This window comes from Pseudomonas sp. DY-1 (assembly GCF_003626975.1).
In the GTDB taxonomy this organism is placed as follows: Bacteria; Pseudomonadota; Gammaproteobacteria; order Pseudomonadales; family Pseudomonadaceae; genus Metapseudomonas.
The window spans coordinates 713,169-735,478 of record NZ_CP032616.1; the positions used below are offsets into that span (position 1 = coordinate 713,169).

Genomic DNA, 22,310 nt, shown 5'->3' on the forward strand with positions numbered 1-22,310 from the left:
CTGCCGATACAGTCGGCAGACTTCCTTCCCCCATGCATTCTGCTCCAGAGGCTCCAGATGATGGTCCGTCGCAGTGTTTGGCTGTTGTTCGGGGTGCTTGCCTCGTTGTCCGCCGTGGCCCAGGAGGCGCCGCTGGTGGAAGTGGCCGAGCCACAACGGGCACTGGTGCGCGACGAGTTGGTGACCTTCGGTTCGCTGCGCTCCGACGAGTCGGTGATGATCCGTCCGGAAATCGAGGGAAGGGTTGCCAGCCTGCATTTTCGTGAGGGTGAGGCGGTCAAGGGCGGCGAACTGCTGATCAGCCTGGACGACGCCATCGCCCGCGCCGAGCTGGCCCAGGCCCAGGCCAACCTCGACCTGGCGGAAAAGAGCTACGAGCGGGCCAAGATGCTGTTCGCCCGTGGCGCCAGCAACGCCCAGGCCCAGGACGAATCCCAATCCCAGCAACAGGCTGCCCGCGCCAGCCTGGCCCTGGCCCAGGCACGCCTGGAAAAGACCCAGATCCGCGCGCCCTACGACGGCACGCTCGGCCTGCGGCAGGTCAGTGTCGGCGACTACCTCAGCGCCGGCCAGGACATGGTCAACCTGGAGGTGCTGGACCCGCTGAAGGTGGATTTCCGCGTGCCGCAGAAGGCGGTCAGCCAGGTGAGCATCGGCCAACTGGTGGAGCTCAGCCTGGATGCGTACCCAGGCGAGCGCTTCCGTGGCGAGATCATCGCCCTCAACCCGCGCCTGGATGAGGTGGGACGCAGCCAGGCGATCCGCGCCCAGGTCGGCAACCGGGACCATCGCCTGAAACCCGGCCAGTTCGTGAAGGTTTCGGTGATCCTCGCAGAGCGTCCGCAGGCGTTGCTGATTCCCGAAGAGGCGGTGATGCCCGTGGGGCAACAACTGTTCGTCAACCTGGTGGTGGACGGCAAGGTTGAGCGGCGACAGATCAAGATCGGCCAGCGCCTGCGCGGCAAGGCCGAGGTACGCGAAGGCCTGCAGGGTAACGAGCAGGTCATTACCGCGGGCTGGCAGAAGGTCAGCCCCGGACTGGAGGTCCGCACCGTAGCGCGAGGTGGGGCATGACACTCTCCGATGTGTGTATCCGCAGGCCAGTATTCGCCACTGTCCTGTCGCTGATCCTGGTCTTGCTCGGGCTGCTGGCCTACCAGCGGCTGGCGGTGCGGGAATATCCCAACATCGACGTGCCCATCGTCACGGTCAACGTCATCTACCCGGGTGCCAGCCCGGAGATCATGGAATCCCAGGTGGCGCAGCCCATCGAGGACGTGCTTTCCGGCATCGAAGGCCTGGATTTCGTGGCCTCCATCAGCCGCTCGGAAAACACCCAGATCACCGCCCAGTTCCGCCTCGGCACCAACGCCGACGAGGCCGCCAATGACGTGCGCGACCGCCTGGGCCGCGTGCGTGGCCTGCTCCCGGACGAGATCAACGAGCCCATCGTGCAGAAGGTCGAGGCCGACGCTCAGCCGGTGATCTGGATAGCCTTCTACAGCGAACAGCATTCGGCGATGGAGATCACCGACGTGCTGGAGCGGGTGATCCGTGACCGCGTGCAGACCATCCCCGGCGTCTCCGAGGTGCAGGTTCGCGGCGCCCGACGCTTCGCCATGCGTATCTGGCTGGACCCTGAAAAGCTCGCGGCCCATGACCTCACAGTGCAGGACGTGGAAGACGCCCTGCGCCGGCAGAATGTGGAAATCCCGGCTGGACGCATCGAGTCGGTGCAGCGCGAGTTCAGCGTGCTGTCGGAAACCGACCTGCGTACGCCAGAGGAATTCAACGACCTGATCCTCAACGACCAGCGCGGTTATCTGTTGCGCCTGGCCGATGTCGGCCACGCCGAGATCGGCGCAGCGGACGAGCGCAGCATCGTGCGCTTCAACGGCCGCTCGGCGGTCTCCCTGGGGCTGGTCAAGCAGGCTACGGCCAACCCGCTGGAAATCTCCGATGGCCTCAATGCCGCGCTGCCGGAATTGAGGGCGTTGTTGCCCGACGGCATGAAAATGACCATCGCCAATGACAACTCGCTGTTCATCCGCGAGTCCATCGCCAACGTCTACACCACCATCTGGGAAGCGGTGGTGCTGGTGATCCTGATCATCTTCCTGTTCCTGCGATCCCTGCGCGCCACCCTGATTCCGCTGGTGACTATCCCGGTGTCGCTGATCGGCGCCTTCAGCCTCATGGTATTGCTGGGCTTCTCCATCAACACCCTGACGCTGCTGGCCATGGTGCTTGCCATCGGCCTGGTGGTGGACGACGCGATCGTGGTGCTGGAGAACATCCACCGGCACATAGAGGAGGGCATGTCGCCGGTTCAGGCAGCCTACAAGGGCAGCCGCGAAATCGCCTTCGCGGTGATCGCCATGACCCTGACCCTGGCCGCCGTGTATGCGCCCATCGGCTTCATGCAGGGCACCTCGGGCAAGCTCTTCACCGAATTTTCCTGGACGCTCGCAGGGGCTGTGCTGGTTTCCGGCTTCGTCGCGCTGACCTTGTCGCCCATGATGTGCGCGCAACTGCTCAAGCCCCACGCCGAGCAGAAACATGGACGCCTCTACAACCTGGTGGAGTCTTTCCTCCATTCGCTGACCTATAGCTATCGCCACCTGCTGGAGCGGGTCCTGCGCGCCTGGATGCTCATCATCCTGCTGCTGGTGGGCATCCTGGTGTTCTGCCTGATCCTGTTCAGCGGCCTGCGCAGCGAACTGGCGCCCACCGAGGACACCGGCACCATAGTCGGCTCGATCAATGGTCCCGACGGCGCCACCATCGAGTACACCAGCCGCTACGCGAAACTGCTGGAGGAGGCCTACCAGTCGATTCCCGAAGCCAACCGCTACATGGTGGTGGTTGGCTTCCCGACCGTGGCCCAGGGCTTGTCCTTCCTGAAGTTGGAAGACTGGGATTCCCGTGGCCGCAGCCAGTTCGAGATTCGCGACGAGCTCCTGCCGAAGCTGCGTGACATTCCCGGCGTGCGGGCCTTCCCCATCAACCGTCCGCCGCTGGGACAGAGTGCGCGCAACCAGCCAGTGAACTTCGTAATCCGTTCCTCGCTGGAGTACAGCGACTTGCAGAAATACGTCGACGAGCTGATGGAACGGGTGCGTGACTATCCGGGCCTGGAGAGCCTGGATAGCGACCTCAAGCTCAACTCGCCGCAGCTCAAGGTCACGGTCAACCGCGAGCAGGCCGTGGCGGTGGGCACGGACACCGCCGCCATTGGCCGCAGCCTGGAAAGCCTGTTCGGCAGCCGCCAGGTAACCCGCTTCAAGCAGAACGGCGAGCAGTACGACGTGCTGGTGCAGCTGGCCAACGTCGACCGCAGCAATCCGGACGACCTCTATCGCGTCTACGTGCGTGGCCGCAACGACAGCATGGTGCAGCTGGCCAACCTGATCGACGTGCGGGAAACCGTGGCACCCCGCGAGCTCAACCACTTCAACCAGCTTCGCGCGGTGACCGTGACGGCCAACGTCGGCTCGGGCTACACCCTGGGTGAGGCCCTGGATTACCTGGAGGAGGCTGCGCGCGCGGTGTTCCCGCCGGACACCCAGTTCGACTACACCGGCACCTCACGGGACTTCAAGGATTCCAGCACCGGCGTGGCGTTGATCTTCGCCCTGGCCCTGGTGTTCATCTACCTGGTGCTGGCGGCGCAGTTCGAGAGCTTCATCGACCCGCTGATCATCCTCTTCAGCGTGCCGCTCTCCATGGCCGGTGCCTTGCTGGCGCTGACCCTCTTTGGCGGCACGCTGAACATCTACTCGCAAGTGGGGATGGTGACCCTCATCGGCCTGATTACCAAGCACGGCATTCTCATCGTCGAGTTCGCCAACCAGTTGCTGCGCCAAGGCGTCGACCTGCATGAAGCGGTGATGGAAGCCTCGGTGAAACGTCTGCGGCCGATCCTGATGACCACCGGCGCCATGGTCCTGGGCTCGGTACCGCTCGCCATCGCCTCGGGCGCTGGTGCGGAAAGCCGGCAACAGATCGGCATGGTGATAGTCGGTGGCCTGCTGGTGGGCACCTTCTTCACCCTGTTCGTGGTGCCGACGCTCTACCAGCAGGTGCGGCGCTGGAAGCCGATCCACAAACTGGAGGCGGCGACGGCTTGATCCTGCAAAGGGGCGTTTGCCTGTAGGGGCGAATTCATTCGCCAAGGGCAGTGCAGCTGCCCTCTCGGGTTTTAGCGTCCGAACCTGCGGTCCGGTTGGCGAATGAATTCGCCCCCACGGGTCTCACAGCCGCTGGAAGAACATCGGATAGCGATTTACCAGGCCATCCTCGTCCAGGGTCAGCACGGCCTCGAAGCCATTGCCGTCGAGGTTCTGGTAGAGATAGCGGTTCTGGTCGAGGCGGGTATAGGCCTGGCGCATGCGCCGTACCGACAACTGCGGCGCTTCGATGAACACCACTTCGATTTCCCGGCGTTCACCAGGGTTGAGGAACAGCCGCCAGATGCTCGGACTGTTGGTGAAGGGCGTGGGCCAGAGGTCCAGGTCGAGGCTGCCCGACAGTTCCGGCAGCTTCTGGCCGTTGCCATCGAACCAGTGCAGCCCGTCGCGGCGTAGCGCCAGGCTGCGGGTGCCGCGCCCATCTCGCACCGTGGCATTGAAGACGCGGGGCTCCCAGCCTTTGTCGTATTCCAGGGTGTAGTTCAGGCGATAGCAGGCACCGTCATCGTCGAAAGCCAGCATGCTGCTGTCCACCCGACGCCCCTCCAGGCGGAAGTCTTCCAGGCCCTGGGTGGGGGCGCGGGTGTTCCACAGGTGGGTCCAGAGGGCGGTGGTTCTCATCGGCTCATGACTCCTGGCGCTGGGGGGTGCGCAAAACCAGATAGAGCAGTGGCCCGATGGAGGCGAACACTGCAGTCAACAGGTAGAAGGGTAGCAAGTACGCCAGGCTGCGGCCCTGGCGGCGGTTGTCCTGGTACATCCAGAGGCCGATCAGGGCGCAGGCGAGGTAGAGGTCGATCACCACCTGGGCGGTATCGGGGCGGCCCATCAACTGCGCGCCGAATTCGAGCAGGGGTTGTTCGCTGATGGCCATGACCCAGAGGGTGTAGCCACCGAAGAGGATCAGGGCGAGCATCGCGAAGAGGCGAATGGGCATGCGACTTTCCTTGTCATTGAGGGGGAGTCAGTCCAGCAGCAGCCCTACTTGCCGGATCTTCGGCAGGCGCGCGACCACCAGTTGATGGGAGCGGGTGATCAGCTCGCGCAGTTCCCCGTCACTCATGGGGTAAGGACGCTGCATGGCAATCCAGTGGGCCCGCGCCAGATAGGGCGCAGGGATGATTCCTGGGCGGTCGACGTAGCCGAGGAAGAGGTCCTTGTCGACTTTGAAGGTGAGGCCGTCGCCCAGGAAATCGAGGATGGCGAACATCTTGTTTCCGGCCACCGAGAACACTCGGTTGCTACCCCATTTGAGGTCTTCTCGGGCACCGGGAAGTTGCAGGCAGAAGGCGGCGACTTGATCGGGGGTCATGGGTTCCTGCTCCTTCAAGTTCGGGCTTCGCTGCGCAACAGCCAGAAGCTCATCAGCATACCGGTCAACGCCAGCAGGGCCGCCACCAGGAAAATCACGGCGAAGCCTGCGCCACCTGCGATGGCGCCCATCAGAGGGCCGGCGATGCCCAGGGCCAGATCGAAGAATACCGCGTAGGCACCCAGCGCCGAACTGCGGCTGGCGGCCGGAATTCGCGTGACCGCTTCGACGCCCAGGGCAGGGTAGACGAGCGACAGGCCGAACCCTGTCAGTGCCGCGCCGGCGAGGGCCAGCCAGGGTGTCGGCGCAGCCCAGAGCAGGAACAGGCCGAGGCTTTCCACGGCCAGGCAGACGATGGCGACCCGGTAGCCGCCCAAGTGCTTGATGCTGTTGACGAACAGCAGCCGTGCGCCGATGAAGGCACAGCCGAATGCAGTGAGGCACCAGGCCGCGCCATCCCATCCCACGCTCGCGTAATAAAGGGTGATGAAGGTGGCCAGGGTACCGAAGCCGATAGAGCCCAGGGCCAGCGCCGTGCCATTGGGGGCAATGCGCAGGAACACGTTGCGGAACGGCAGCCGTTCGCCATGGACGATGGGCGAAGGGCGTTTGGGCCAGGCCAGCAGCAGGGCAATGGCGCAGAGCACTGCCATCAGCCCACCGATGCTCCAAAGGCCCAACCGGTCCACCAGGACTACGCCCAGCGGGGCGCCAATGGCAACAGCACCGTAGGAGGCGATGCCATTGAAGGAAATCACCCGTGCCATGTTCTCCGCACCTACCAGGCCCACGCCCCAACTGATGGAGCCCGTACCCACCAGTCCCTGGCCGATGCCCAGCATTATGCGACCGCCGAGCAGTAGCGCCAGGCTCAACAGGGGGAACTGTGCCAGTGAGGTCGAGAGCAGTGTCAGTGCGCCCGACAGACCGCAGCAGGCCATGCCATACATGACTGCGCGCTTGGCACCCAGCCGGTCGGCCAGGCTGCCGGACATGGGGCGGGAGAGGAGGGTGGCGAGGTACTGCACGCTGATGACGATCCCGGCCATGACCGAGCCGTAGCCCATATCGTTGTGCACATAGCCAGGCAACACGGCGATTGGCAGGCCGACGCAGAAGAAACTGATGAAGGTGAAGAAAACGACGGTGATGATCTGCAGGGTGGAGGAGGACGCGGACGGCCGTAGCGTGCTCATGGCAGAACCTGGAATCGGCAAGGAGAAGGACGCCGCCCATCATCCCTGAGTCCCGGTGGCAAAGAAAGCTGGCTAATGGTTGTCTTGCTCACCAGATTCAGATCACCGTTCCCTGGTGACGAGAGAAGGCCTCCTCCAGATGATCGATCCAGGCCCTGACCGCCGGCAGCAAGCCGCGTCTGTGGGTGTAGACCGCCTGCAGGTGGCCGCCCGGCAGGTGCCAGTCCGGCAACAGGCGCACCAGGCTGCCGTCGCGCAATTCGGCTTCGCAGTTCATCTGCGGCAGCATGCTGAAGCCCAGACCGGCCAGCACTGCGTGCTTGCGAACATCGAAATCCTCGATACCCAGCCGCGCCTCCAGCACCACCTCGCGACGATTGCCCTGGGCGTCCCGCAGATAGTGGTGAATGCGCCGGTCGGCTTCCAGGCCGCCCAGGGCCGGCAGAAGCTGGAGGTCGTCGGGTACGAGGATGTTCCGGCCTTCAACCAGGCTGGGAGCGGCCACCAGAAATGCCTGCGCCGGACGCAGCACGCGAGCGATCAGGGTCGGGTCCTCGTCGCCTTCCTCGCGGACTCGCAGAGCGACGTCCACGCCTTCCTCACGCAGGTCCACGCGGCGGTTGGTGAGGACCATGTCCAGTTGTACCAGGGGGTACTGGCGCAGGAAGTCGGTGATCATCTGCTTCAGCATCGAATGCGCCAGTTCAATCGGGCAGGAGACGCGCAGACGGCCCCTGGGTTCGACGGTTAGGCTGGCGACTACTTCCTCGGCCTGCTCCGCCTCCAGCAGCATCGCCTGGCAATGGCGCAGGAAGCGCTCGCCGACATCGGTCAGAGCCATCTTGCGGGTGGTGCGCTGCAAAAGGCGGGCGTCCAGGCGGGCTTCCAGCTCCGCGATACGCCGGGAGAGGCGTGATTTCGGCACCCCGAGCAAGCGCGCGGCAGCGGAAAAGCCGCCATGCTCCACCACCTTGGCGAAATAGAAGAGGTCGTTAAGGTCCTGCATGGGTGGATTGTTCCGTGTGGGGTACAAACTATGGCACCGGAGCCAGGATTTCAGCCATCGTTTTCGCTGGCAGCACGATCATTTCGACGGCCTATAGACCGGACTGCCGGGGTTCGACCCGGTCACGGCGTCTGCATGCTCGTTGCCGGGCAGCCGGCCAGGCGCTATACCTGAGCCTCCCAATCCACCCGAAAACGGAGCGATCACTATGTCCTTGTCCATGTACGAGGCGTCCATCCCGGTCCTGGCGCGCATGCTCGGCAACTTGTCCAACATCCTCAAGAAGGCCGAAGCCAACGCCCAGGCACGCGGCATCGAGCCCAAGGTGTTCATCGAATCGCGCCTGGCGCCGGACATGTATGCCCTGGCCCGCCAGGTGCAGATCGCCAGCGACATGGCCAAGGGCTGCGCCGCGCGCCTGGCCGGTGTCGAAGTGCCGAGCTGGGCCGACACTGAAACTACTTTCGAGGAACTGCAGTCGCGCATTGCCAAGACCCAGGAGTTCATCAAGGGTATCGACGCCGCCAAACTCGAAGGCAGCGAAGATCGCACCGTGGTCCTGAAGATGCGCACTGGCGACATCAGCTTCAGCGGCCGTGACTACTTGCTCGGCTTTGCGCTGCCGAACTTCTATTTCCACATCACGACCACTTACGCCATCCTCCGCCACAACGGCGTTGACGTGGGCAAGTTGGATTATCTGGGCGGCGTCTGAGTCGTTTTGACCTTGTAGGTTGGTGCCGGGTGCAGCGAGACCCATCGGCCGCTGCCCGACCCAGCCTACGACTCTATTCGTCTCATGGATGGGACGCTTAATCACAAAATTGCTGACTAATCAGTGTTTATCGACATGGATAGGATTACCCCCATTCCGATCGGCCGTCGCCGGTCGCGCAACTGAGGGTAACCATCCATGAAACTCCTGCACCTCGATTCCAGCATCCTCGGCGACGCCTCCGCCTCCCGCCAACTGAGCCGCGACGTGGTCGCTGCCTGGGAAGCCGCCGAGCCGGACGCCCAGGTCACGTACCGCGACCTGGCCAGCGATGCCATCAGCCACCTGTCCGCCCTGAGCCTGGTCGCCGGCGGTACCCCAGCCGAACTGCGTGACGCCGCGCAGAAGCACGAAGCCGAGCTGGGTGAAGCCACCCTGAACGAATTCCTCGCGGCCGACGCCATCGTCATCGGCGCGCCGATGTACAACTTCACCATCCCAACCCAGCTGAAAGCCTGGATCGACCGCATCGCCGTCGCCGGCAAGACTTTCCACTACACCGAGAACGGCCCGGAAGGCCTGGCAGGCGGCAAGAAGGTGGTGATCGTTTCCACCGCTGGCGGCATCCACGCCGGCCAGGCCTCTGGCCAGGCCCACGAGGATTACCTGAAGCTGGTGCTGAATTTCCTCGGCGTGACCGACATCGAGATCGTCCGCGCCGAAGGCCTGGCCTACGGCGAAGAGCCTCGTGCCAACGCTTTCAGCGCCGCCCAGCAGCAAATCGGCGAGCTGTTCGCCACCGCCTGATGCGTTGTCCGTAAACACAAAGCCCCGCATTTGCGGGGCTTTGTCGTTTGCAGCGAGTGAGCGATTCCTGGTAGGGGCGAATTCATTCGCCAAGGGCAGCGAAGCTGCCCCCTGGGGCATTGAAGGCCGAACCTGCGTTCCGGTTGGCGAATGAATTCGCCCCTACAGTTCCAGCCTTCACCCCGTCAGGAATCAGACAATCACACCCTGGCTACGCAGGTAGTCATCGTAGGTGCCGCTGAAGTCGGTCACGCCGTTCTCGTTCAGCTCGATGATGCGGGTGGCCAGGGAGCCGACGAACTCGCGGTCGTGGCTGACGAAGATAAGGGTGCCCGGATAGTTCTCGAGCGCCAGGTTCAACGCCTCGATGGATTCCATGTCCAGGTGGTTGGTGGGTTCGTCCATCACCAGCACGTTGGGCTTCTTCAGGATCAGCTTGCCGAACAGCATGCGGCCCTGCTCGCCACCGGAGATGACTTTCACCGACTTGAGGATTTCGTCGTTGGAGAACAGCATGCGGCCGAGGGTGCCGCGCACCAGCTGCTCGCCACCCTGGGTCCACTGACCCATCCAGTCGAACAGGGTGATGTCGTCTTCGAAGTCATGGGCATGATCCTGGGCGTAGTAGCCGAGGTCCGCGCTTTCGGTCCATTTCACGCTGCCGGAGTCCGGGGTCATCTCACCGACCAGGGTGCGCAGCAGGGTGGTCTTGCCGATGCCGTTGGGGCCGATGATGGCGACGCGCTCACCAGCCTCGATCGGCAGGTCCAGGCCCTTGAACAGTTGCTTGCCCTCGAAGCCCTTGGCCAGCTTTTCTACCGTTACCGCCTGGCGGTGCAGCTTCTTGTGCTGGTCGAAGCGGATGAACGGGCTGACACGGCTGGAGGGTTTGACCTCGGCCAGTTGGATCTTGTCGATCTGTTTGGCGCGCGAGGTGGCCTGCTTGGCTTTCGAGGCGTTGGCGGAGAAACGGCTGACGAAGGTCTGCAGCTCGGCGATCTGCGCCTTCTTCTTGGCGTTGTCGGCCAGGAGTTGCTCGCGCGACTGGGTCGCGGCGGTCATGTATTCGTCGTAGTTGCCTGGGAACAGGCGCAGCTCGCCGTAGTCCAGGTCCGCCATGTGGGTGCACACGCTGTTCAGGAAGTGGCGGTCGTGGGAAATGATGATCATGGTGCTGTTACGCGCCGTGAGGATGTTTTCCAGCCAGCGGATGGTGTTGATGTCCAGGTGGTTGGTCGGCTCGTCCAGCAGCAGTACATCCGGGTCCGAGAACAGCGCCTGGGCCAGCAGTACGCGGAGCTTCCAGCCGGGGGCGACCTCGCTCATCGGGCCGAAGTGCTGGCTGAGCGGGATGCCCAGGCCGAGCAGGAGCTCGCCGGCGCGGGATTCGGCGGTGTAGCCGTCCATCTCGGCGAACTCGGTCTCCAGCTCGGCTACGGCCATGCCGTCTTCTTCGCTCATTTCCGGCAGCGAATAGATGCGGTCACGCTCGGCCTTGACCCTCCACAGCTCCGCATGGCCCATGATCACGGTGTCGATCACGCTGAATTCTTCGTACGCGAATTGATCCTGGCGCAGCTTGCCGAGGCGTACGTTGGGCTCAAGCATCACCTGGCCGCCAGACGGCTCCAGATCACTGCCGAGGATTTTCATGAAGGTCGACTTGCCGCAGCCGTTGGCGCCGATCAGGCCGTAGCGGTTGCCGTTGCCGAACTTGACGGAAACGTTCTCGAACAGCGGCTTGGGGCCGAACTGCATGGTGATATTTGCGGTGGAGATCACGGTGGAATCCTGAGCTTAGGGCGCACGTAGCGCAAAAAAGGCGCGATTGTAGCGTTTCCGCTGCCATCACGGGGATCGATTGTCGATCCAGCTCGACCAACGGGGTCGTTAGCCTGACGCCGATACGTCGGGCTTCGCTGGCCAGCGCCAATCTGCGGCTGTCGTAAAACAGTCATCCGCTGCCGCTAGCCTGGAGCGGCTTCCACGGCACTTCTCGATGCGTCAGTGCATCGACCCACCGTCAATGGTGCAGCCCAGCACGAACAGCTGGGCTTTTTCTCCCGCCTCGCGGCCGTGGTTTGGATCAACCGGAGCATCCATGGAAATCTCGATCCAGCAGGTCATTCGGGGCGACAGGCTCGAGTGGCTGGTGGAGGCCCTTGGCATGAAAGTGCCGTTCCGCGACCGGGCTTCGGCGCTGGCGTTCGCGGTCCGCTTGCAGGAGCGGGTGGAGGCACCGCATTGGTTGCCGAACCCGGAAAAGAGTGAGGGCATGGAAGGGTGATACGGGTGTGCTGTCGTTTTCAGCTATTGCTTGCAAGGCGTTCGTTGCGGCAAGAATGTGCCTTCAGGACCAGCAGGAGATGGCATGTGAAAAAGACTCTGTTGTTTGGCGCTCTGGCCTTGCAAACCGTCGCCCTGGCGGCAGTGGCGGGGGAGTGGCCGCAAGGTGGCGGCGAGAAGTTCACCCAGGAGTGCGTTGTCAGCGCGGCCCGTCAGGTCCCGCAGGACAAGGCGGTAGCCTACTGCAAGTGCTCCAACAGCATGATGCAGGAGGCATTCACCACCCAGCAGCTGGTGGGGGTGACCGAAGGGCGCAAACCTACCAATGAAGAGCTGACGGTCCTGACCGATATCTCGCGTTCCTGTGCCAGCGAAACCCTTAAATGAGCCAGTAACCAGAGCGTCATATCCAATCCCTAGGATGGGCACTGCGCCACGGACGGTGCCCATCTCCCCGCATTCCCTCACTCCCTGAAGAAAACCTGCACCAGGTGATAGCCGAACTGGCTCTTCACCGGGCCGTGGATGACGCGCACGGGTTTCTTGAAGATCACCTGATCGATCACTCGCACCATCTGGCCGGGGCGTACCTCGCCCAGGTCGCCGCCGCGCTTGGCGGAAGGGCAGATGGAGTGCTTCTTGGCCAGGGTGGCGAAGTCTTCGCCTTTATCCAGGCGTTTCTTCAGCTGTTCGGCTTCCGCCTCGGTCTTGACCAGAATATGGCGGGCAAGGGCCTTGGCCATGGGAATTCCTCTTGGACTGTGGAACGGTTCATTGTGCCAGCACGGGCGGTCGCCATACAGTTGCTGTCCTGTGATCCGCGACGCGGATGCCTTCACACCTGATTGGACGAGCACCCCCATGGACCTCTCCGCGATGCTGAAAATCCTGGCCAGCCAGGATGGTTCCGACCTCTACCTGTCCACGGGCGCGCCGCCCTGTGCCAAGTTCAACGGCCTGTTGCGGCCGCTCAGCAATGAGCCCCTGAAGGCCGGTGACGTGGCCAGGATCGCCGAATCGATCATGGACCCCGAGCAACGGGCCGAGTTCGACCGCGAACTGGAGATGAACCTGGCCATCTCGCTGCCGAACATCGGCCGCTTCCGGATCAATATCTTCCGCCAGCGCAACGAGGTATCCATCGTCGCGCGGAACATCAAGCTGGATATCCCGCGCTTCGAAGACCTCAAGCTGCCCGAAGTGCTGCTCAAGATGGTGATGGAGAAGCGCGGCCTGGTGCTCTTCGTCGGTGGCACTGGCTCCGGTAAGTCCACCTCCCTGGCGGCGCTGATCGACTACCGCAACCGCAACACCGGCGGCCACATCATCACCATCGAAGACCCGGTGGAATACGTGCACCGGCACAAGAAATCCATCATCAACCAGCGCGAGGTGGGGGTGGACACCCGCAGCTTCCACGCCGCGCTGAAGAACACACTGCGCCAGGCGCCGGACGTGATTCTGATCGGCGAGATCCGTGACCGCGAGACCATGGAGCATGCGCTGGCCTTCGCCGATACCGGTCACCTTGCGATCTCCACGCTGCATGCCAACAACGCCAACCAGGCGCTGGACCGCATCATCAACTTCTTCCCCGAAGAACGTCGCCCGCAGTTGCTCAACGACCTGGGCAACAACCTCAAGGCTTTCGTTTCCCAGCGCCTGGTGCGCACACAGGACGGCAAGCGCCGCGCGGCGGTGGAAGTGTTACTGGGTACCTCCACCATCAGCGACCTCATCAAGCGCGGCGAATTCCACTCCATCAAGGAGATCATGGAGAAGTCCCGTGGCCTGGGCATGCAGACCTTCGACCAGGCGCTGTTCGACCTGGTAGTGGAGGGCGCCATTCCCGAAGACGAAGCGATCAAGAACGCCGATTCGGCGAACAACCTGCGCCTGAAGCTCAAGCTCTATCGCGATGGTCCTGCTGCAGCCCCAGCACCGACAGCCCCCGCCCCGACGCCAGTTGCTGCTCCGAGCGCCACCCAGGATGCCGCCAGCTGGGGGCTGGAGCTGAAGCTGGAAGACCTGGAGGAGGATGGGCCGGAGGAGCCAGCGCCTCGTTAGAAGGTTCGGCCATGGACACCCTGGGGCAGCTTAAGTGTTGCAAGTAGCTGCATTGTCCGTAGGAGCTGGCTTGCCAACGAATGGCCCCTTTTCGCTAGCAAGCTAGCTCCTACAAGGCTCCTGGCAACAGCTAACGCAGACATGGCGATTGAAATCGCCCCCACAGGCAGAATCACGACCGATTCCAGCCCAATAGCGCCCAGCCTGTACGGCCAAATTTAATTGCGTCTGTACATAGCGACTGCGCCCCGACGCGCATAGATTCGCCCCACGCACCAAACCAATCCGGGAGGCCGTGATGCGTATCGCCGTTCTGACGTTCGAAGGTTTCAACGAACTGGACTCCTTTGTTGCCGCTGGCCTGCTCAACCGCATGCGCGGGGAGGGCTGGAAGGCGGAAATTACGTCCCCCAGCGAGTGGGTCACTTCGATGAACGGCGTGCGGGTTCAGGCCCAGCAGCCGCTGGAGTTCGCCAACAGTGCCGATGTGGTGCTGTTCGGTAGCGGCATCCTGACGCGCGACATCGCCAAGGACCGCAGCATCCTCGACCGCCTGCAGCTGGACCCGCAGCGTCAACTGATCGGCTCGCAATGCTCCGGAGCCCTGCTGATGGCCAGGCTCGGTCTGCTGGGCAGCCTGCCGGCCTGCACCGACCTCACCACCAAGCCCTGGGTGATCGACGCCGGCGTCCAGGTGCTCGACCAGCCGTTCTTCGCCAGTGGCAACCTGGCCACCGCCGGCGGCTGCCTGTCCGCGCCCTATCTGGCGGCCTGGGTGATCGCCAAGCTGGCGGGCGAGGATGCCTGCGCCACGGCGCTGCACTATGTGGCGCCGGTGGGCGAGAAGGAGGCGTACATGGAGCGGGCCCTGGGTGTGATTCGGCCCTACCTGTAGGCGCGATGAATGCTTCTGTAGGGCCGATTTCAATCGCCAAGGGCGGAGCAACTGCTCCCAGGGCCAGAGGCTGGACCTTCGGCCCGGGTGGCGAATGAATTCGCCCCTACGGGTGTTCGGCCTTCAGATTCGGAGCTCCGGCAGGTCACGGTACAACTCCAGCGCCTGCGGATTGGCCAGGGCATCGGTGTTCTTCACCGGTCGGCCATGCACCACGTTGCGTACCGCCAGTTCCACGATCTTGCCGCTCAGGGTGCGGGGGATGTCGGCCACGGCGATGATCTTTGCCGGCACATGGCGCGGGCTGGTGTTGGCGCGGATCACCTGGCGGATGCGTTCGCGCAGGGCATCGTCCAGCGGCACGCCGTCACGCAGGCGCACGAAGAGCACCACGCGCACGTCATTTTCCCAGTCCTGTCCAATGGCGATGGACTCCAGCACGTCCTCTATTTTCTCCACCTGGCGATAGATCTCCGCGGTGCCGATGCGCACGCCGCCAGGGTTGAGCACCGCGTCGGAGCGCCCGTGGATCACCAGGCCACCGCGCGGGGTTTCCTCGGCATAGTCGCCATGCGCCCAGACGCCGGGGAAGGTGTCGAAGTAGGCGGCCTTGAACTTCGCGCCGTCCACGTCGTTCCAGAAACCCACCGGCATCGACGGGAAGTGCCGCGCACAGACCAGTTCGCCTTTCTCGCCGAACACACGCCTGCCATCTTCGTTCCACACCTGCACGTCCATCCCCAGGCCCTTGCATTGCAGTTCGCCGCGCCATACCGGCAGTACCGGATTGCCCAGGGCGAAGCAGGACACGATGTCCGTTCCGCCAGAAATGGAGGACAGGCAGAGCTCGCCCTTGATGTCGCGGTAGACGTACTCGAAGCTCTCGTGGGACAGCGGCGATCCGGTGGAGAGCAACGCCTTGAGCCGTTCCAGGCGGTGGCTCTGGCGCGGCTTGACACCGGCTTTCTCCAGCGCGGCCAGGTACTTGGCGCTGGCGCCGAAGATGCTGATGCCCTCGGCATCGATCAGGTCCATCAGGCGTTCCGGCGCGGGGTGGAACGGCGAGCCGTCATAGAGCACCAGAGTGGCGCCCAGGGCGAGGCCCGACACCAGCCAGTTCCACATCATCCAACCGCAGGTGGTGAAGTAGAACAGGGTGTCCGATGTCGTCAGATCGCAATGCAGGCCGTGCTCCTTGACGTGCTGCAGCAGGGTGCCGCCGACACCGTGGACGATGCACTTGGGTACCCCGGTAGTGCCGCTGGAATAGAGGATGTACAGCGGCTGGTCGAAGGGGACGGGGGTGAACGCGGGCTCGCCACCGGGCTGGTAGAAGTCGTTCCACAGGGCGACTCGTGCGCGTGTGGTGAAGTCCGTCGGGCGGGTCTCGGCTCGGGAATAGGGCACCACCACCAACTGCTCCAGCCAGGGCATGCGCTCGAGGACTTCATTCAGCTTGTCGGTCAGGTCCAGGTTCTTGCCCGCATAGCGGTACCCGGCGGCGGCGATCAGCACCTTCGGCTCGATCTGGCCGAAGCGGTCGATCACACCATGGGTGCCGAAGTCCGGCGAACAAGAGGACCAGGTAGCACCCAGGCTGGTGGCGGCGAGCATGCCCACCACGGCCTGCCAGGTATTGGGCATGAAGACTGCGACCCTGTCACCGACTCCCACGCCCATGGCCTTCAGGCTCTGCTGCAGGCCCGCGACGTGTGCGACCAGTTCGTTGTAGGTCAGTTGCACGCGGCTGCCGTCCTCGCCAATGGCCACCAGGGCAGGGTGGTTGTCGCGGCGTCGCAGCAGGTGCTCGGCGAAGTTCAGAGTCGCGCCGGGGAACCAGCGGGCACTGGGCATGGCTGGGCCTTCCTCCAGCACCGTGTCGGGTGGCGTGGAGAATCGGATGTCGAAGAACTCCATCAGTGCCTGCCAGAAGGCTTCGCGGCGGTCCAGGCTCCACGCGTGCAGGGCAGGGTAGTCGGGCAGGTCCAGGCCGTGGCGCTGGCACACCTTGCGGCGGAAGGCGTCCATGCGCGTAGCGGCGATCCGCACCGGGCTTGGGGTCCACAGTGGCTGATCCATCTGCGCATCCTCATCGAGTGATCAGGGTCGACCGGTTGCTATTCAGCATAGGCCCTGGCTCAGGGGCGGGTCAGGTCGAGGCGGCTCCAGTCGGGCGCGTGCAGCAGCACGTCGCTGAGTGCCTGGGCTGCGGTGGAGAGCTTGTGCTCGGCCAAGCGCAGCAGCCCTACCCGGCGCTCGACCTGCGGACTGTGCAGGGCAATGCAACGGGCGCCCAGTTCTTCCATCTGCCGAATGCACAGGCTGGGCACGGCGCTCACGCCCAGACCTTGGGCGACCATCCGGCCCACTGTCACCAACTGATGGCTCTCGAAGGCCACCGGCAGACGTCCGTACTGCGGGGCGAGCACCTCCTCCAGCATCAGCCGCACCGCTGACGGGCGCTGCAGGGTGATGAAGTTGCCTTGCAGCAGTTCCGCCCAGCCGATGTCGGCGCGCTGGGCCAGCTCGCAGTCTCCCGGCACCACGGCGACGAAGCGGTCGGTGTAGAAGGGCGTGAAGTCGAGGCCGTCGAGGGAATCCGGTTCGAAGGCGATGCCCATTTCCACCCGACGGTTGCGCACCATTTCCAGTACTTGCTCGTTGATCACGTCGTGGACCGCCACGTTGACCTTGGGATGCTGGTCGCGGAAGGCCTTCAGTGCGGCCGGCAGCAGGTTGCCGGCGAACGAAGGCATCGCGGCGATAGAGACCTTGCCCAGTTGCAGGGTGAAGTGCTGACGCAGCAGTTCCTCGGCGTTGTCCCAATCCGCCAACAGGCGCCGGGCGATGGGCAGCAGGGTTTCGCCTTCGGGGGTCAGGGCCACGCTACGGGTGGTACGCACCAGTAACTGGCCGCCTAGGGAATCCTCCAGGTTCTTGATCGCCAGGCTAAGGGCCGGCTGCGACAGGTGTAGCCGCTCGCAGGCCTGAGCGAAGCTCAGGCTCTGCGCCACGGCAAGGAAGGCACGCAGCTGTTTGATGGTCATTGATTTGGTTTGCTTATTAATCGTTAGGAAAAACAAACTTAACAAATCAGTCTTGTCAGGAGAAGCTCTGGCCCACTCACCGGCGGCACTCCGTCGCGACCAATAAAGACAAGAGGCACATGAGCATGAGTGGACTCGACAAGCGCGTTTACAGCTACGAGGAAGCCCTGGACGGGCTGACCGACAACATGACCGTCCTGGCCGGTGGTTTCGGCATCTGTGGCATTCCCGAGAACCTGATCGCCGAGATCCGCCGTCGTGGCGTCAAGGGCCTCACCGTGGTTTCCAACAACTGCGGTATCGATGGATTCGGCCTGGGCGTACTGCTCGAAGACCGCCAGATTCGCAAGATGATCGCCTCCTACGTGGGCGAGAACGCCCTGTTCGAAAAGCAGCTGCTCAGCGGCGAACTGGAAGTCGAACTGACTCCCCAAGGCACCCTCGCCGAGAAGATGCGCGCAGGTGGTGCCGGCATCCCGGCCTTCTTCACCGCCACCGGCTACGGCACCCCGGTTGCCGAAGGCAAGGAAGTGCGTGAGTTCAACGGTCGCAAGTTCATCCTCGAGCCGTCGATTACCGGCGACTTCGCCATCGTCAAAGGCTGGAAGGCCGATCACTTCGGTAACGTGATCTATCGCCACACCGCGCAGAACTTCAACCCGCTGGCGGCCACCGCCGGCCGTATCACCGTGGTCGAGGTGGAAGAAATCGTCGAGCCGGGCGAACTGGATCCGGCACACATCCACACTCCCGGCATCTATGTCGATCGCATCATCCAGGGCAGCTTCGAGAAGCGCATCGAAAAGCGCACCGTTCGCTCCTGATCCTGACCACGACAAAAAGAATTCGAGGAAACCGACATGGCACTGACCCGCGAACAGATGGCCCAGCGCGTGGCCCGCGAACTGAAAGACGGCTACTACGTGAACCTGGGGATCGGCATCCCGACCCTGGTCGCCAACTACGTGCCCGAAGGCATGGAAGTGATGCTGCAGTCCGAGAACGGCCTGCTGGGCATGGGCGCGTTCCCTACCGACGCTGAAGTCGACGCCGACATGATCAACGCCGGCAAGCAGACCGTAACCGCGGTGAAGGGTGCTTCTATCTTCTCCTCCGCCGAGTCCTTCGCGATGATCCGTGGCGGTCACGTGGACCTCACCGTGCTCGGTGCGTTCGAAGTGGACGTGCAGGGCAACATCGCCTCCTGGATGATCCCGGGCAAGCTGGTCAAGGGTATGGGCGGCGCCATGGACCTGGTGGCCGGTGCCGACAACATCATCGTCACCATGACCCATGCGTCCAAGGAGGGTGAGTCCAAGCTGCTGGAGAGCTGCTCGCTGCCGCTGACCGGCGCCGGCTGCATCCGCAAGGTGCTGACCGACCTGGCTTACCTGGAGATCGAGAATGGCGCTTTCATCCTGCGTGAAACCGCACCGGGTGTGAGCATCGCCGAGATCGCCGAGAAAACCGCCGGCCGCCTGATCGTCCCGGACGACGTGGTCGAAATGACGTTCTGATTGCTCTGCCGCTCTGGAGGAGGCCACCACGCATGGCGCTCCTCCGGCGCGGTTTTTTTAATGTATTTGCAGGAGCGAGCTTGCTCGCGAAGATCGCTTCGATTCGCGAGCAAGCTCGCTCCTGCGTATCAAATGGAGTCCTCCATGCAAGACGTCGTAATCGTTGCCGCCACCCGTACCGCCATTGGCAGCTTCCAGGGTGCCCTGGCCAACATTCCCGCCCATGAACTGGGTGCTGCCGTAATCCGTCAGCTGCTGGCCCAGACCGGTTTGAAAGGCGAGCAGGTCGATGAAGTGATCCTCGGCCAGGTACTCACCGCCGGTGCCGGCCAGAACCCGGCGCGCCAGGCCGCCATCCTCGCCGGCCTGCCCGTCGAAGTACCGGCCATGAGCCTGAACAAGCTCTGCGGCTCTGGCCTCAAGGCCCTGCACCTGGGCATCCAGGCGATTCGCTGCGGTGATGCCGAAGTGATCATCGCCGGCGGCCAGGAAAGCATGAGTCTGGCGCCCTACATCCTTCCGGCAGCCCGCACCGGCATGCGCATGGGCCACGCCAAGGCCCTGGACAGCATGATCCATGACGGCCTGACCGACGCCTTCAACGGCTATCACATGGGCGTTACCGCCGAAAACCTGGTGGAGAAGTACGGCCTGACCCGCGAGCAGCAGGACGCTTTCGCCGCCGCTTCCCAGCAGAAGGCCGCCGCCGCCATCGAGGCCGGGCGTTTCAAGGATGAGATCACCCCCATCCTGATTCCGCAGAAGAAGGGCGACCCCGTCGCCTTCGACACCGACGAAGGCCCGCGTGCCGGCACCACCGCCGAGTCCCTGGCCAAGCTGAAGCCAGCCTTCAAGAAGGACGGCAGCGTCACTGCCGGCAATGCCTCCACCCTCAACGATGGCGCTGCCGCTGTGGTGCTGATGAGCGCCAACAAGGCCGAGTCCCTGGGGCTGCCGGTGCTGGCGCGGATCAAGGCCTACGCTAACTCCGGCGTCGACCCGGCCATCATGGGCATCGGCCCGGTGACCGCTACCCGTCGTTGCCTGGACAAGGCCGGCTGGAACCTCGCTGACCTGGACCTGATCGAAGCCAACGAAGCCTTCGCCGCGCAGTCGCTGTCGGTCGGCAAGGAGCTGGGTTGGGACATGGCCAAGGTCAACGTCAACGGCGGCGCCATCGCCCTGGGTCACCCCATCGGCGCTTCCGGCTGCCGCGTACTGGTGAGCCTGCTGCACGAAATGATCAAGCGCGACGCGAAGAAGGGTCTTGCCACCCTCTGCATCGGTGGTGGCATGGGCGTGTCCCTGGCCATCGAGCGCTAAGCCGCAACACATTCGACCCGCGCTGCGGGTCATGTAGGGTGGAAATCGCTTTTGATTTCCACCCTAGGCGCTACGTCCGGACTCCGATGGTGGATCGATGAAGCGTGATCCACCCTCCGGCAGCTTCACCCTCGTAGGTTGGCGCTGAGTTAGGCGGGCCCAATCGTTGGGCCTCGCAGGCTCGGACCAACCTACGGCTGCTTCACCTATAACTAGAAAGTTCCAACGGACCGGGCCCACCTGGTCCTCGCAAGGCCATCACGCACGAGCCCAAGGCCGAACGGTCACGGGCACCAGACCTCGCCATGCCCCAATAGGGCGTGGCGTCGTCGTTTCAGACAGAAAGAGGGCAAAGACCCTCGGATTCGACCAAGACCACTGTCCCGGCGCCCGGCTGCAATTGCGGCTGGGCGATTGCCGATAAAAACAACACTCCCGAGGTACCCGATGGCCACACAACTTCAAGAAAGCCGCTCAGCACGCTTTGCCATGCGTTGCTCCGCCTGGGCGGAACGCTGGTTCCCCGACTCCTGGGTCTTCGCCGCAGTTGCCGTACTGCTGGTTACCGTCGCTGCCTTGGGCATGGGTGCCCCGGCCAGCCAGGCCGCCAAGGCCTTCGGCGACGGATTCTGGAGCCTGATTCCCTTCACCATGCAAATGGCCTTCGTGGTCATTGGTGGCTACGTGGTCGCCAGCTCCGGCCCGGCCTCGCGCCTGATCGACCTGTTGGCACGCGTGCCGAAGAACGGCCGTTCTGCCGTGTGCTGGGTGGCGCTGATCTCCATGGTCGCGTCACTGTTGAACTGGGGCCTCTCCCTGGTGTTCGGAGGCCTGCTGGTACGCGCGCTGGCCCGCCGTGAAGAGCTCAAGATGGACTACCGAGCCGCCGGTGCCGCCGCCTACCTGGGCCTGGGCGCCGTGTGGGCACTGGGGCTTTCGTCCTCGGCCGCGCAGCTGCAGGCCAACCCGGCCAGCTTACCGCCGTCGATCCTCGCCATCACTGGCGTGATCCCCTTCACCGAAACCATCTTCCTCTGGCAGTCGGGCGTGATGCTGCTGGCGCTGGTCGTCGTGTCGCTGATCATTGCCTACATGACCGCACCCAGTGCCGCCAGCGCCCGTGACGCCAAGGCCTGCGGCATTGACCCAAGCTTCACCGCACCGCCGCAGGTCAAGCCGACCCGTCCGGGCGAATGGCTGGAACACAGCCCATTGCTGATCATCCTGCTGGTGGCTCTGGCGGGAGGCTGGCTGGCCCAGGAGTTCGCCAGCAAGCCGGCGATCACCGCCATCTCCGGCCTGAACACCTACAACCTGTTGTTCATCATGGCTGGCGCTTTGCTGCACTGGCGCCCGCGCAGCTTCCTGGATGCCGTGGCCCGCGCTGTGCCCACCACCACCGGCGTGCTGATCCAGTTCCCGCTGTACGGCTCCATCGCCGCCATCATGACTACCGTGAACGGCAGTGACGGTCAGACCCTGGCACACCACATCTCCACCTTCTTCGTGCAGATCGCCAACCACGACACCTATGCGCTGCTGATGGGGGTGTATTCGGCCGTACTGGGCTTCTTCATCCCATCCGGTGGCGGCAAGTGGATCATCGAGGCGCCCTATGTGATGCAGGTGGCCAATGAGCTGCAATACCACCTGGGCTGGTCGGTGCAGATCTACAACGCCGCCGAGGCGCTGCCGAACCTGATCAACCCGTTCTACATGCTGCCTCTGCTGGGCGTTCTGGGCCTGAAGGCGCGCGATCTGATCGGCTTCTCCTTCGTCCAGTTGCTGGTGCACATCCCGCTGGTGATGGTGCTGCTGTGGGCGCTGGGTACAACGCTGACGTATGTGCCGCCGGTCATGCCCTGAGGGTAAGGAGGGAAGGCATCCCTCACCCGATCACAGCGCGCAATCCTGAACGGTCGCACGGACAGCCCCCTCTCCCTAAGGGA

At 63.7% G+C, this 22,310-nt stretch carries 21 protein-coding genes; 12 read left to right on the plus strand and 9 right to left on the minus strand.

Annotated elements, in window-relative coordinates:
• The first annotated feature begins 57 nt into the window (after positions 1 to 57).
• Positions 58 to 1,074 (plus strand): efflux RND transporter periplasmic adaptor subunit, encoded by a 1,017-nt coding sequence (locus D6Z43_RS03645; protein ID WP_120650524.1) that lies wholly within the window; start codon positions 58 to 60, stop codon positions 1,072 to 1,074.
• On the plus strand, positions 1,071 to 4,130 hold the full coding sequence (locus tag D6Z43_RS03650; RefSeq protein WP_120650526.1) for an efflux RND transporter permease subunit: 3,060 nt from the start codon (positions 1,071 to 1,073) through the stop codon (positions 4,128 to 4,130). Before D6Z43_RS03645 ends, D6Z43_RS03650 begins: the two co-directional genes overlap by 4 nt.
• A 123-nt stretch (positions 4,131 to 4,253) precedes the next feature.
• Here D6Z43_RS03650 and D6Z43_RS03655 read toward each other — a convergent pair whose 3' ends face one another.
• The 5 genes from D6Z43_RS03655 to D6Z43_RS03675 form a co-directional block, all read right to left on the minus strand.
• Positions 4,254 to 4,811 carry a putative glycolipid-binding domain-containing protein gene (locus D6Z43_RS03655; RefSeq protein WP_120650528.1) on the minus strand — a complete coding sequence of 186 codons (558 nt, stop codon included), beginning with the start codon at positions 4,809 to 4,811 and terminating at the stop codon, positions 4,254 to 4,256.
• A 4-nt stretch (positions 4,812 to 4,815) separates the two neighbouring features.
• Positions 4,816 to 5,127, minus strand: coding sequence for a DUF2834 domain-containing protein (locus tag D6Z43_RS03660; RefSeq protein ID WP_120650530.1), 312 nt, complete (start codon positions 5,125 to 5,127; stop codon positions 4,816 to 4,818).
• A gap of 27 nt (positions 5,128 to 5,154) precedes the next feature.
• Complete coding sequence (locus D6Z43_RS03665; protein ID WP_120650532.1) at positions 5,155 to 5,502, minus strand: MmcQ/YjbR family DNA-binding protein; 348 nt, start codon at positions 5,500 to 5,502, stop codon at positions 5,155 to 5,157.
• Between the two features lie 14 nt (positions 5,503 to 5,516).
• Positions 5,517 to 6,698 carry an MFS transporter gene (locus D6Z43_RS03670; protein ID WP_120650533.1) on the minus strand — a complete coding sequence of 394 codons (1,182 nt, stop codon included), beginning with the start codon at positions 6,696 to 6,698 and terminating at the stop codon, positions 5,517 to 5,519.
• Positions 6,699 to 6,795: 97 nt separating this feature from the next.
• Positions 6,796 to 7,704: a LysR substrate-binding domain-containing protein gene (locus D6Z43_RS03675; protein WP_120650535.1), complete on the minus strand. Its 909-nt coding sequence runs from the start codon at positions 7,702 to 7,704 to the stop codon at positions 6,796 to 6,798.
• Positions 7,705 to 7,912: 208 nt separating this feature from the next.
• Between D6Z43_RS03675 and D6Z43_RS03680 the strand changes: the two genes are divergently transcribed.
• Positions 7,913 to 8,419 (plus strand): DUF1993 family protein, encoded by a 507-nt coding sequence (locus D6Z43_RS03680; protein WP_120650537.1) that lies wholly within the window; start codon positions 7,913 to 7,915, stop codon positions 8,417 to 8,419.
• 198 nt (positions 8,420 to 8,617) lie between these two features.
• Positions 8,618 to 9,226: an FMN-dependent NADH-azoreductase gene (locus tag D6Z43_RS03685; protein WP_120650539.1), complete on the plus strand. Its 609-nt coding sequence runs from the start codon at positions 8,618 to 8,620 to the stop codon at positions 9,224 to 9,226.
• 192 nt (positions 9,227 to 9,418) lie between these two features.
• On the opposite strand, the gene D6Z43_RS03690 is transcribed toward D6Z43_RS03685, so the two are convergent.
• Complete coding sequence (locus D6Z43_RS03690) at positions 9,419 to 11,008, minus strand: ABC-F family ATPase (protein WP_120650541.1); 1,590 nt, start codon at positions 11,006 to 11,008, stop codon at positions 9,419 to 9,421.
• A gap of 319 nt (positions 11,009 to 11,327) precedes the next feature.
• On the opposite strand from D6Z43_RS03690, the gene D6Z43_RS03695 reads away from it, so the two are divergent.
• A complete protein-coding gene (locus D6Z43_RS03695) occupies positions 11,328 to 11,513 on the plus strand; it encodes a hypothetical protein (protein ID WP_120650543.1) in 186 nt (61 codons plus the stop codon).
• 86 nt (positions 11,514 to 11,599) lie between these two features.
• Entirely contained in the window at positions 11,600 to 11,899 is a 300-nt protein-coding gene (locus D6Z43_RS03700; protein ID WP_120650545.1) for a hypothetical protein, read from the plus strand.
• Between the two features lie 77 nt (positions 11,900 to 11,976).
• Here the strand turns inward: D6Z43_RS03700 and D6Z43_RS03705 are convergent, their stop codons facing one another.
• Positions 11,977 to 12,255, minus strand: coding sequence for a peptidylprolyl isomerase (locus D6Z43_RS03705; RefSeq protein ID WP_028627186.1), 279 nt, complete (start codon positions 12,253 to 12,255; stop codon positions 11,977 to 11,979).
• A gap of 118 nt (positions 12,256 to 12,373) precedes the next feature.
• Between D6Z43_RS03705 and D6Z43_RS03710 the strand changes: the two genes are divergently transcribed.
• On the plus strand, positions 12,374 to 13,579 hold the full coding sequence (locus D6Z43_RS03710) for a PilT/PilU family type 4a pilus ATPase (RefSeq protein WP_174235570.1): 1,206 nt from the start codon (positions 12,374 to 12,376) through the stop codon (positions 13,577 to 13,579).
• 298 nt (positions 13,580 to 13,877) lie between these two features.
• Positions 13,878 to 14,474, plus strand: coding sequence for a DJ-1/PfpI family protein (locus D6Z43_RS03715; protein WP_120650547.1), 597 nt, complete (start codon positions 13,878 to 13,880; stop codon positions 14,472 to 14,474).
• A 123-nt stretch (positions 14,475 to 14,597) separates the two neighbouring features.
• On the opposite strand, the gene D6Z43_RS03720 is transcribed toward D6Z43_RS03715, so the two are convergent.
• Both D6Z43_RS03720 and D6Z43_RS03725 read right to left on the minus strand, forming a co-directional pair.
• On the minus strand, positions 14,598 to 16,553 hold the full coding sequence (locus D6Z43_RS03720) for an acetoacetate--CoA ligase (RefSeq protein ID WP_120650549.1): 1,956 nt from the start codon (positions 16,551 to 16,553) through the stop codon (positions 14,598 to 14,600).
• Positions 16,554 to 16,612: 59 nt separating this feature from the next.
• Positions 16,613 to 17,521: a LysR family transcriptional regulator gene (locus D6Z43_RS03725; RefSeq protein WP_120650550.1), complete on the minus strand. Its 909-nt coding sequence runs from the start codon at positions 17,519 to 17,521 to the stop codon at positions 16,613 to 16,615.
• Between the two features lie 125 nt (positions 17,522 to 17,646).
• Here D6Z43_RS03725 and D6Z43_RS03730 point away from each other — a divergent pair, with 125 nt between their 5' ends.
• From D6Z43_RS03730 to D6Z43_RS03745, 4 genes are all read left to right on the plus strand, one after another.
• The gene (locus D6Z43_RS03730; RefSeq protein ID WP_120655174.1) at positions 17,647 to 18,345 is read left to right on the plus strand and encodes a CoA transferase subunit A; all 699 of its coding nucleotides are present in this window, start codon (positions 17,647 to 17,649) and stop codon (positions 18,343 to 18,345) included.
• Positions 18,346 to 18,381: 36 nt separating this feature from the next.
• Complete coding sequence (locus tag D6Z43_RS03735) at positions 18,382 to 19,038, plus strand: CoA transferase subunit B (RefSeq protein WP_120650552.1); 657 nt, start codon at positions 18,382 to 18,384, stop codon at positions 19,036 to 19,038.
• A gap of 144 nt (positions 19,039 to 19,182) precedes the next feature.
• On the plus strand, positions 19,183 to 20,361 hold the full coding sequence (locus D6Z43_RS03740) for an acetyl-CoA C-acetyltransferase (protein WP_120650554.1): 1,179 nt from the start codon (positions 19,183 to 19,185) through the stop codon (positions 20,359 to 20,361).
• A 447-nt stretch (positions 20,362 to 20,808) separates the two neighbouring features.
• Positions 20,809 to 22,227: a short-chain fatty acid transporter gene (locus D6Z43_RS03745; protein WP_120650556.1), complete on the plus strand. Its 1,419-nt coding sequence runs from the start codon at positions 20,809 to 20,811 to the stop codon at positions 22,225 to 22,227.
• The last annotated feature ends 83 nt before the right edge of the window (positions 22,228 to 22,310 follow it).

Excerpts from the sequence above, each read along its gene's own strand:
- D6Z43_RS03645 (WP_120650524.1), top strand. The coding sequence starts at position 58 with ATGATGGTCCGTCGCAGTGTTTGGCTGTTGTTCGGGGTGCTTGCCTCG.
- D6Z43_RS03650 (WP_120650526.1), top strand. The coding sequence starts at position 1,071 with ATGACACTCTCCGATGTGTGTATCCGCAGGCCAGTATTCGCCACTGTC.
- D6Z43_RS03655 (WP_120650528.1), bottom strand. The coding sequence starts at position 4,811 with ATGAGAACCACCGCCCTCTGGACCCACCTGTGGAACACCCGCGCCCCC.
- D6Z43_RS03660 (WP_120650530.1), bottom strand. The coding sequence starts at position 5,127 with ATGCCCATTCGCCTCTTCGCGATGCTCGCCCTGATCCTCTTCGGTGGC.
- D6Z43_RS03665 (WP_120650532.1), bottom strand. The coding sequence starts at position 5,502 with ATGACCCCCGATCAAGTCGCCGCCTTCTGCCTGCAACTTCCCGGTGCC.
- D6Z43_RS03670 (WP_120650533.1), bottom strand. The coding sequence starts at position 6,698 with ATGAGCACGCTACGGCCGTCCGCGTCCTCCTCCACCCTGCAGATCATC.
- D6Z43_RS03675 (WP_120650535.1), bottom strand. The coding sequence starts at position 7,704 with ATGCAGGACCTTAACGACCTCTTCTATTTCGCCAAGGTGGTGGAGCAT.
- D6Z43_RS03680 (WP_120650537.1), top strand. The coding sequence starts at position 7,913 with ATGTCCTTGTCCATGTACGAGGCGTCCATCCCGGTCCTGGCGCGCATG.
- D6Z43_RS03685 (WP_120650539.1), top strand. The coding sequence starts at position 8,618 with ATGAAACTCCTGCACCTCGATTCCAGCATCCTCGGCGACGCCTCCGCC.
- D6Z43_RS03695 (WP_120650543.1), top strand. The coding sequence starts at position 11,328 with ATGGAAATCTCGATCCAGCAGGTCATTCGGGGCGACAGGCTCGAGTGG.
- D6Z43_RS03705 (WP_028627186.1), bottom strand. The coding sequence starts at position 12,255 with ATGGCCAAGGCCCTTGCCCGCCATATTCTGGTCAAGACCGAGGCGGAA.
- D6Z43_RS03710 (WP_174235570.1), top strand. The coding sequence starts at position 12,374 with ATGGACCTCTCCGCGATGCTGAAAATCCTGGCCAGCCAGGATGGTTCC.
- D6Z43_RS03715 (WP_120650547.1), top strand. The coding sequence starts at position 13,878 with ATGCGTATCGCCGTTCTGACGTTCGAAGGTTTCAACGAACTGGACTCC.
- D6Z43_RS03720 (WP_120650549.1), bottom strand. The coding sequence starts at position 16,553 with ATGGATCAGCCACTGTGGACCCCAAGCCCGGTGCGGATCGCCGCTACG.
- D6Z43_RS03725 (WP_120650550.1), bottom strand. The coding sequence starts at position 17,521 with ATGACCATCAAACAGCTGCGTGCCTTCCTTGCCGTGGCGCAGAGCCTG.
- D6Z43_RS03730 (WP_120655174.1), top strand. The coding sequence starts at position 17,647 with ATGAGTGGACTCGACAAGCGCGTTTACAGCTACGAGGAAGCCCTGGAC.
- D6Z43_RS03735 (WP_120650552.1), top strand. The coding sequence starts at position 18,382 with ATGGCACTGACCCGCGAACAGATGGCCCAGCGCGTGGCCCGCGAACTG.
- D6Z43_RS03740 (WP_120650554.1), top strand. The coding sequence starts at position 19,183 with ATGCAAGACGTCGTAATCGTTGCCGCCACCCGTACCGCCATTGGCAGC.
- D6Z43_RS03745 (WP_120650556.1), top strand. The coding sequence starts at position 20,809 with ATGGCCACACAACTTCAAGAAAGCCGCTCAGCACGCTTTGCCATGCGT.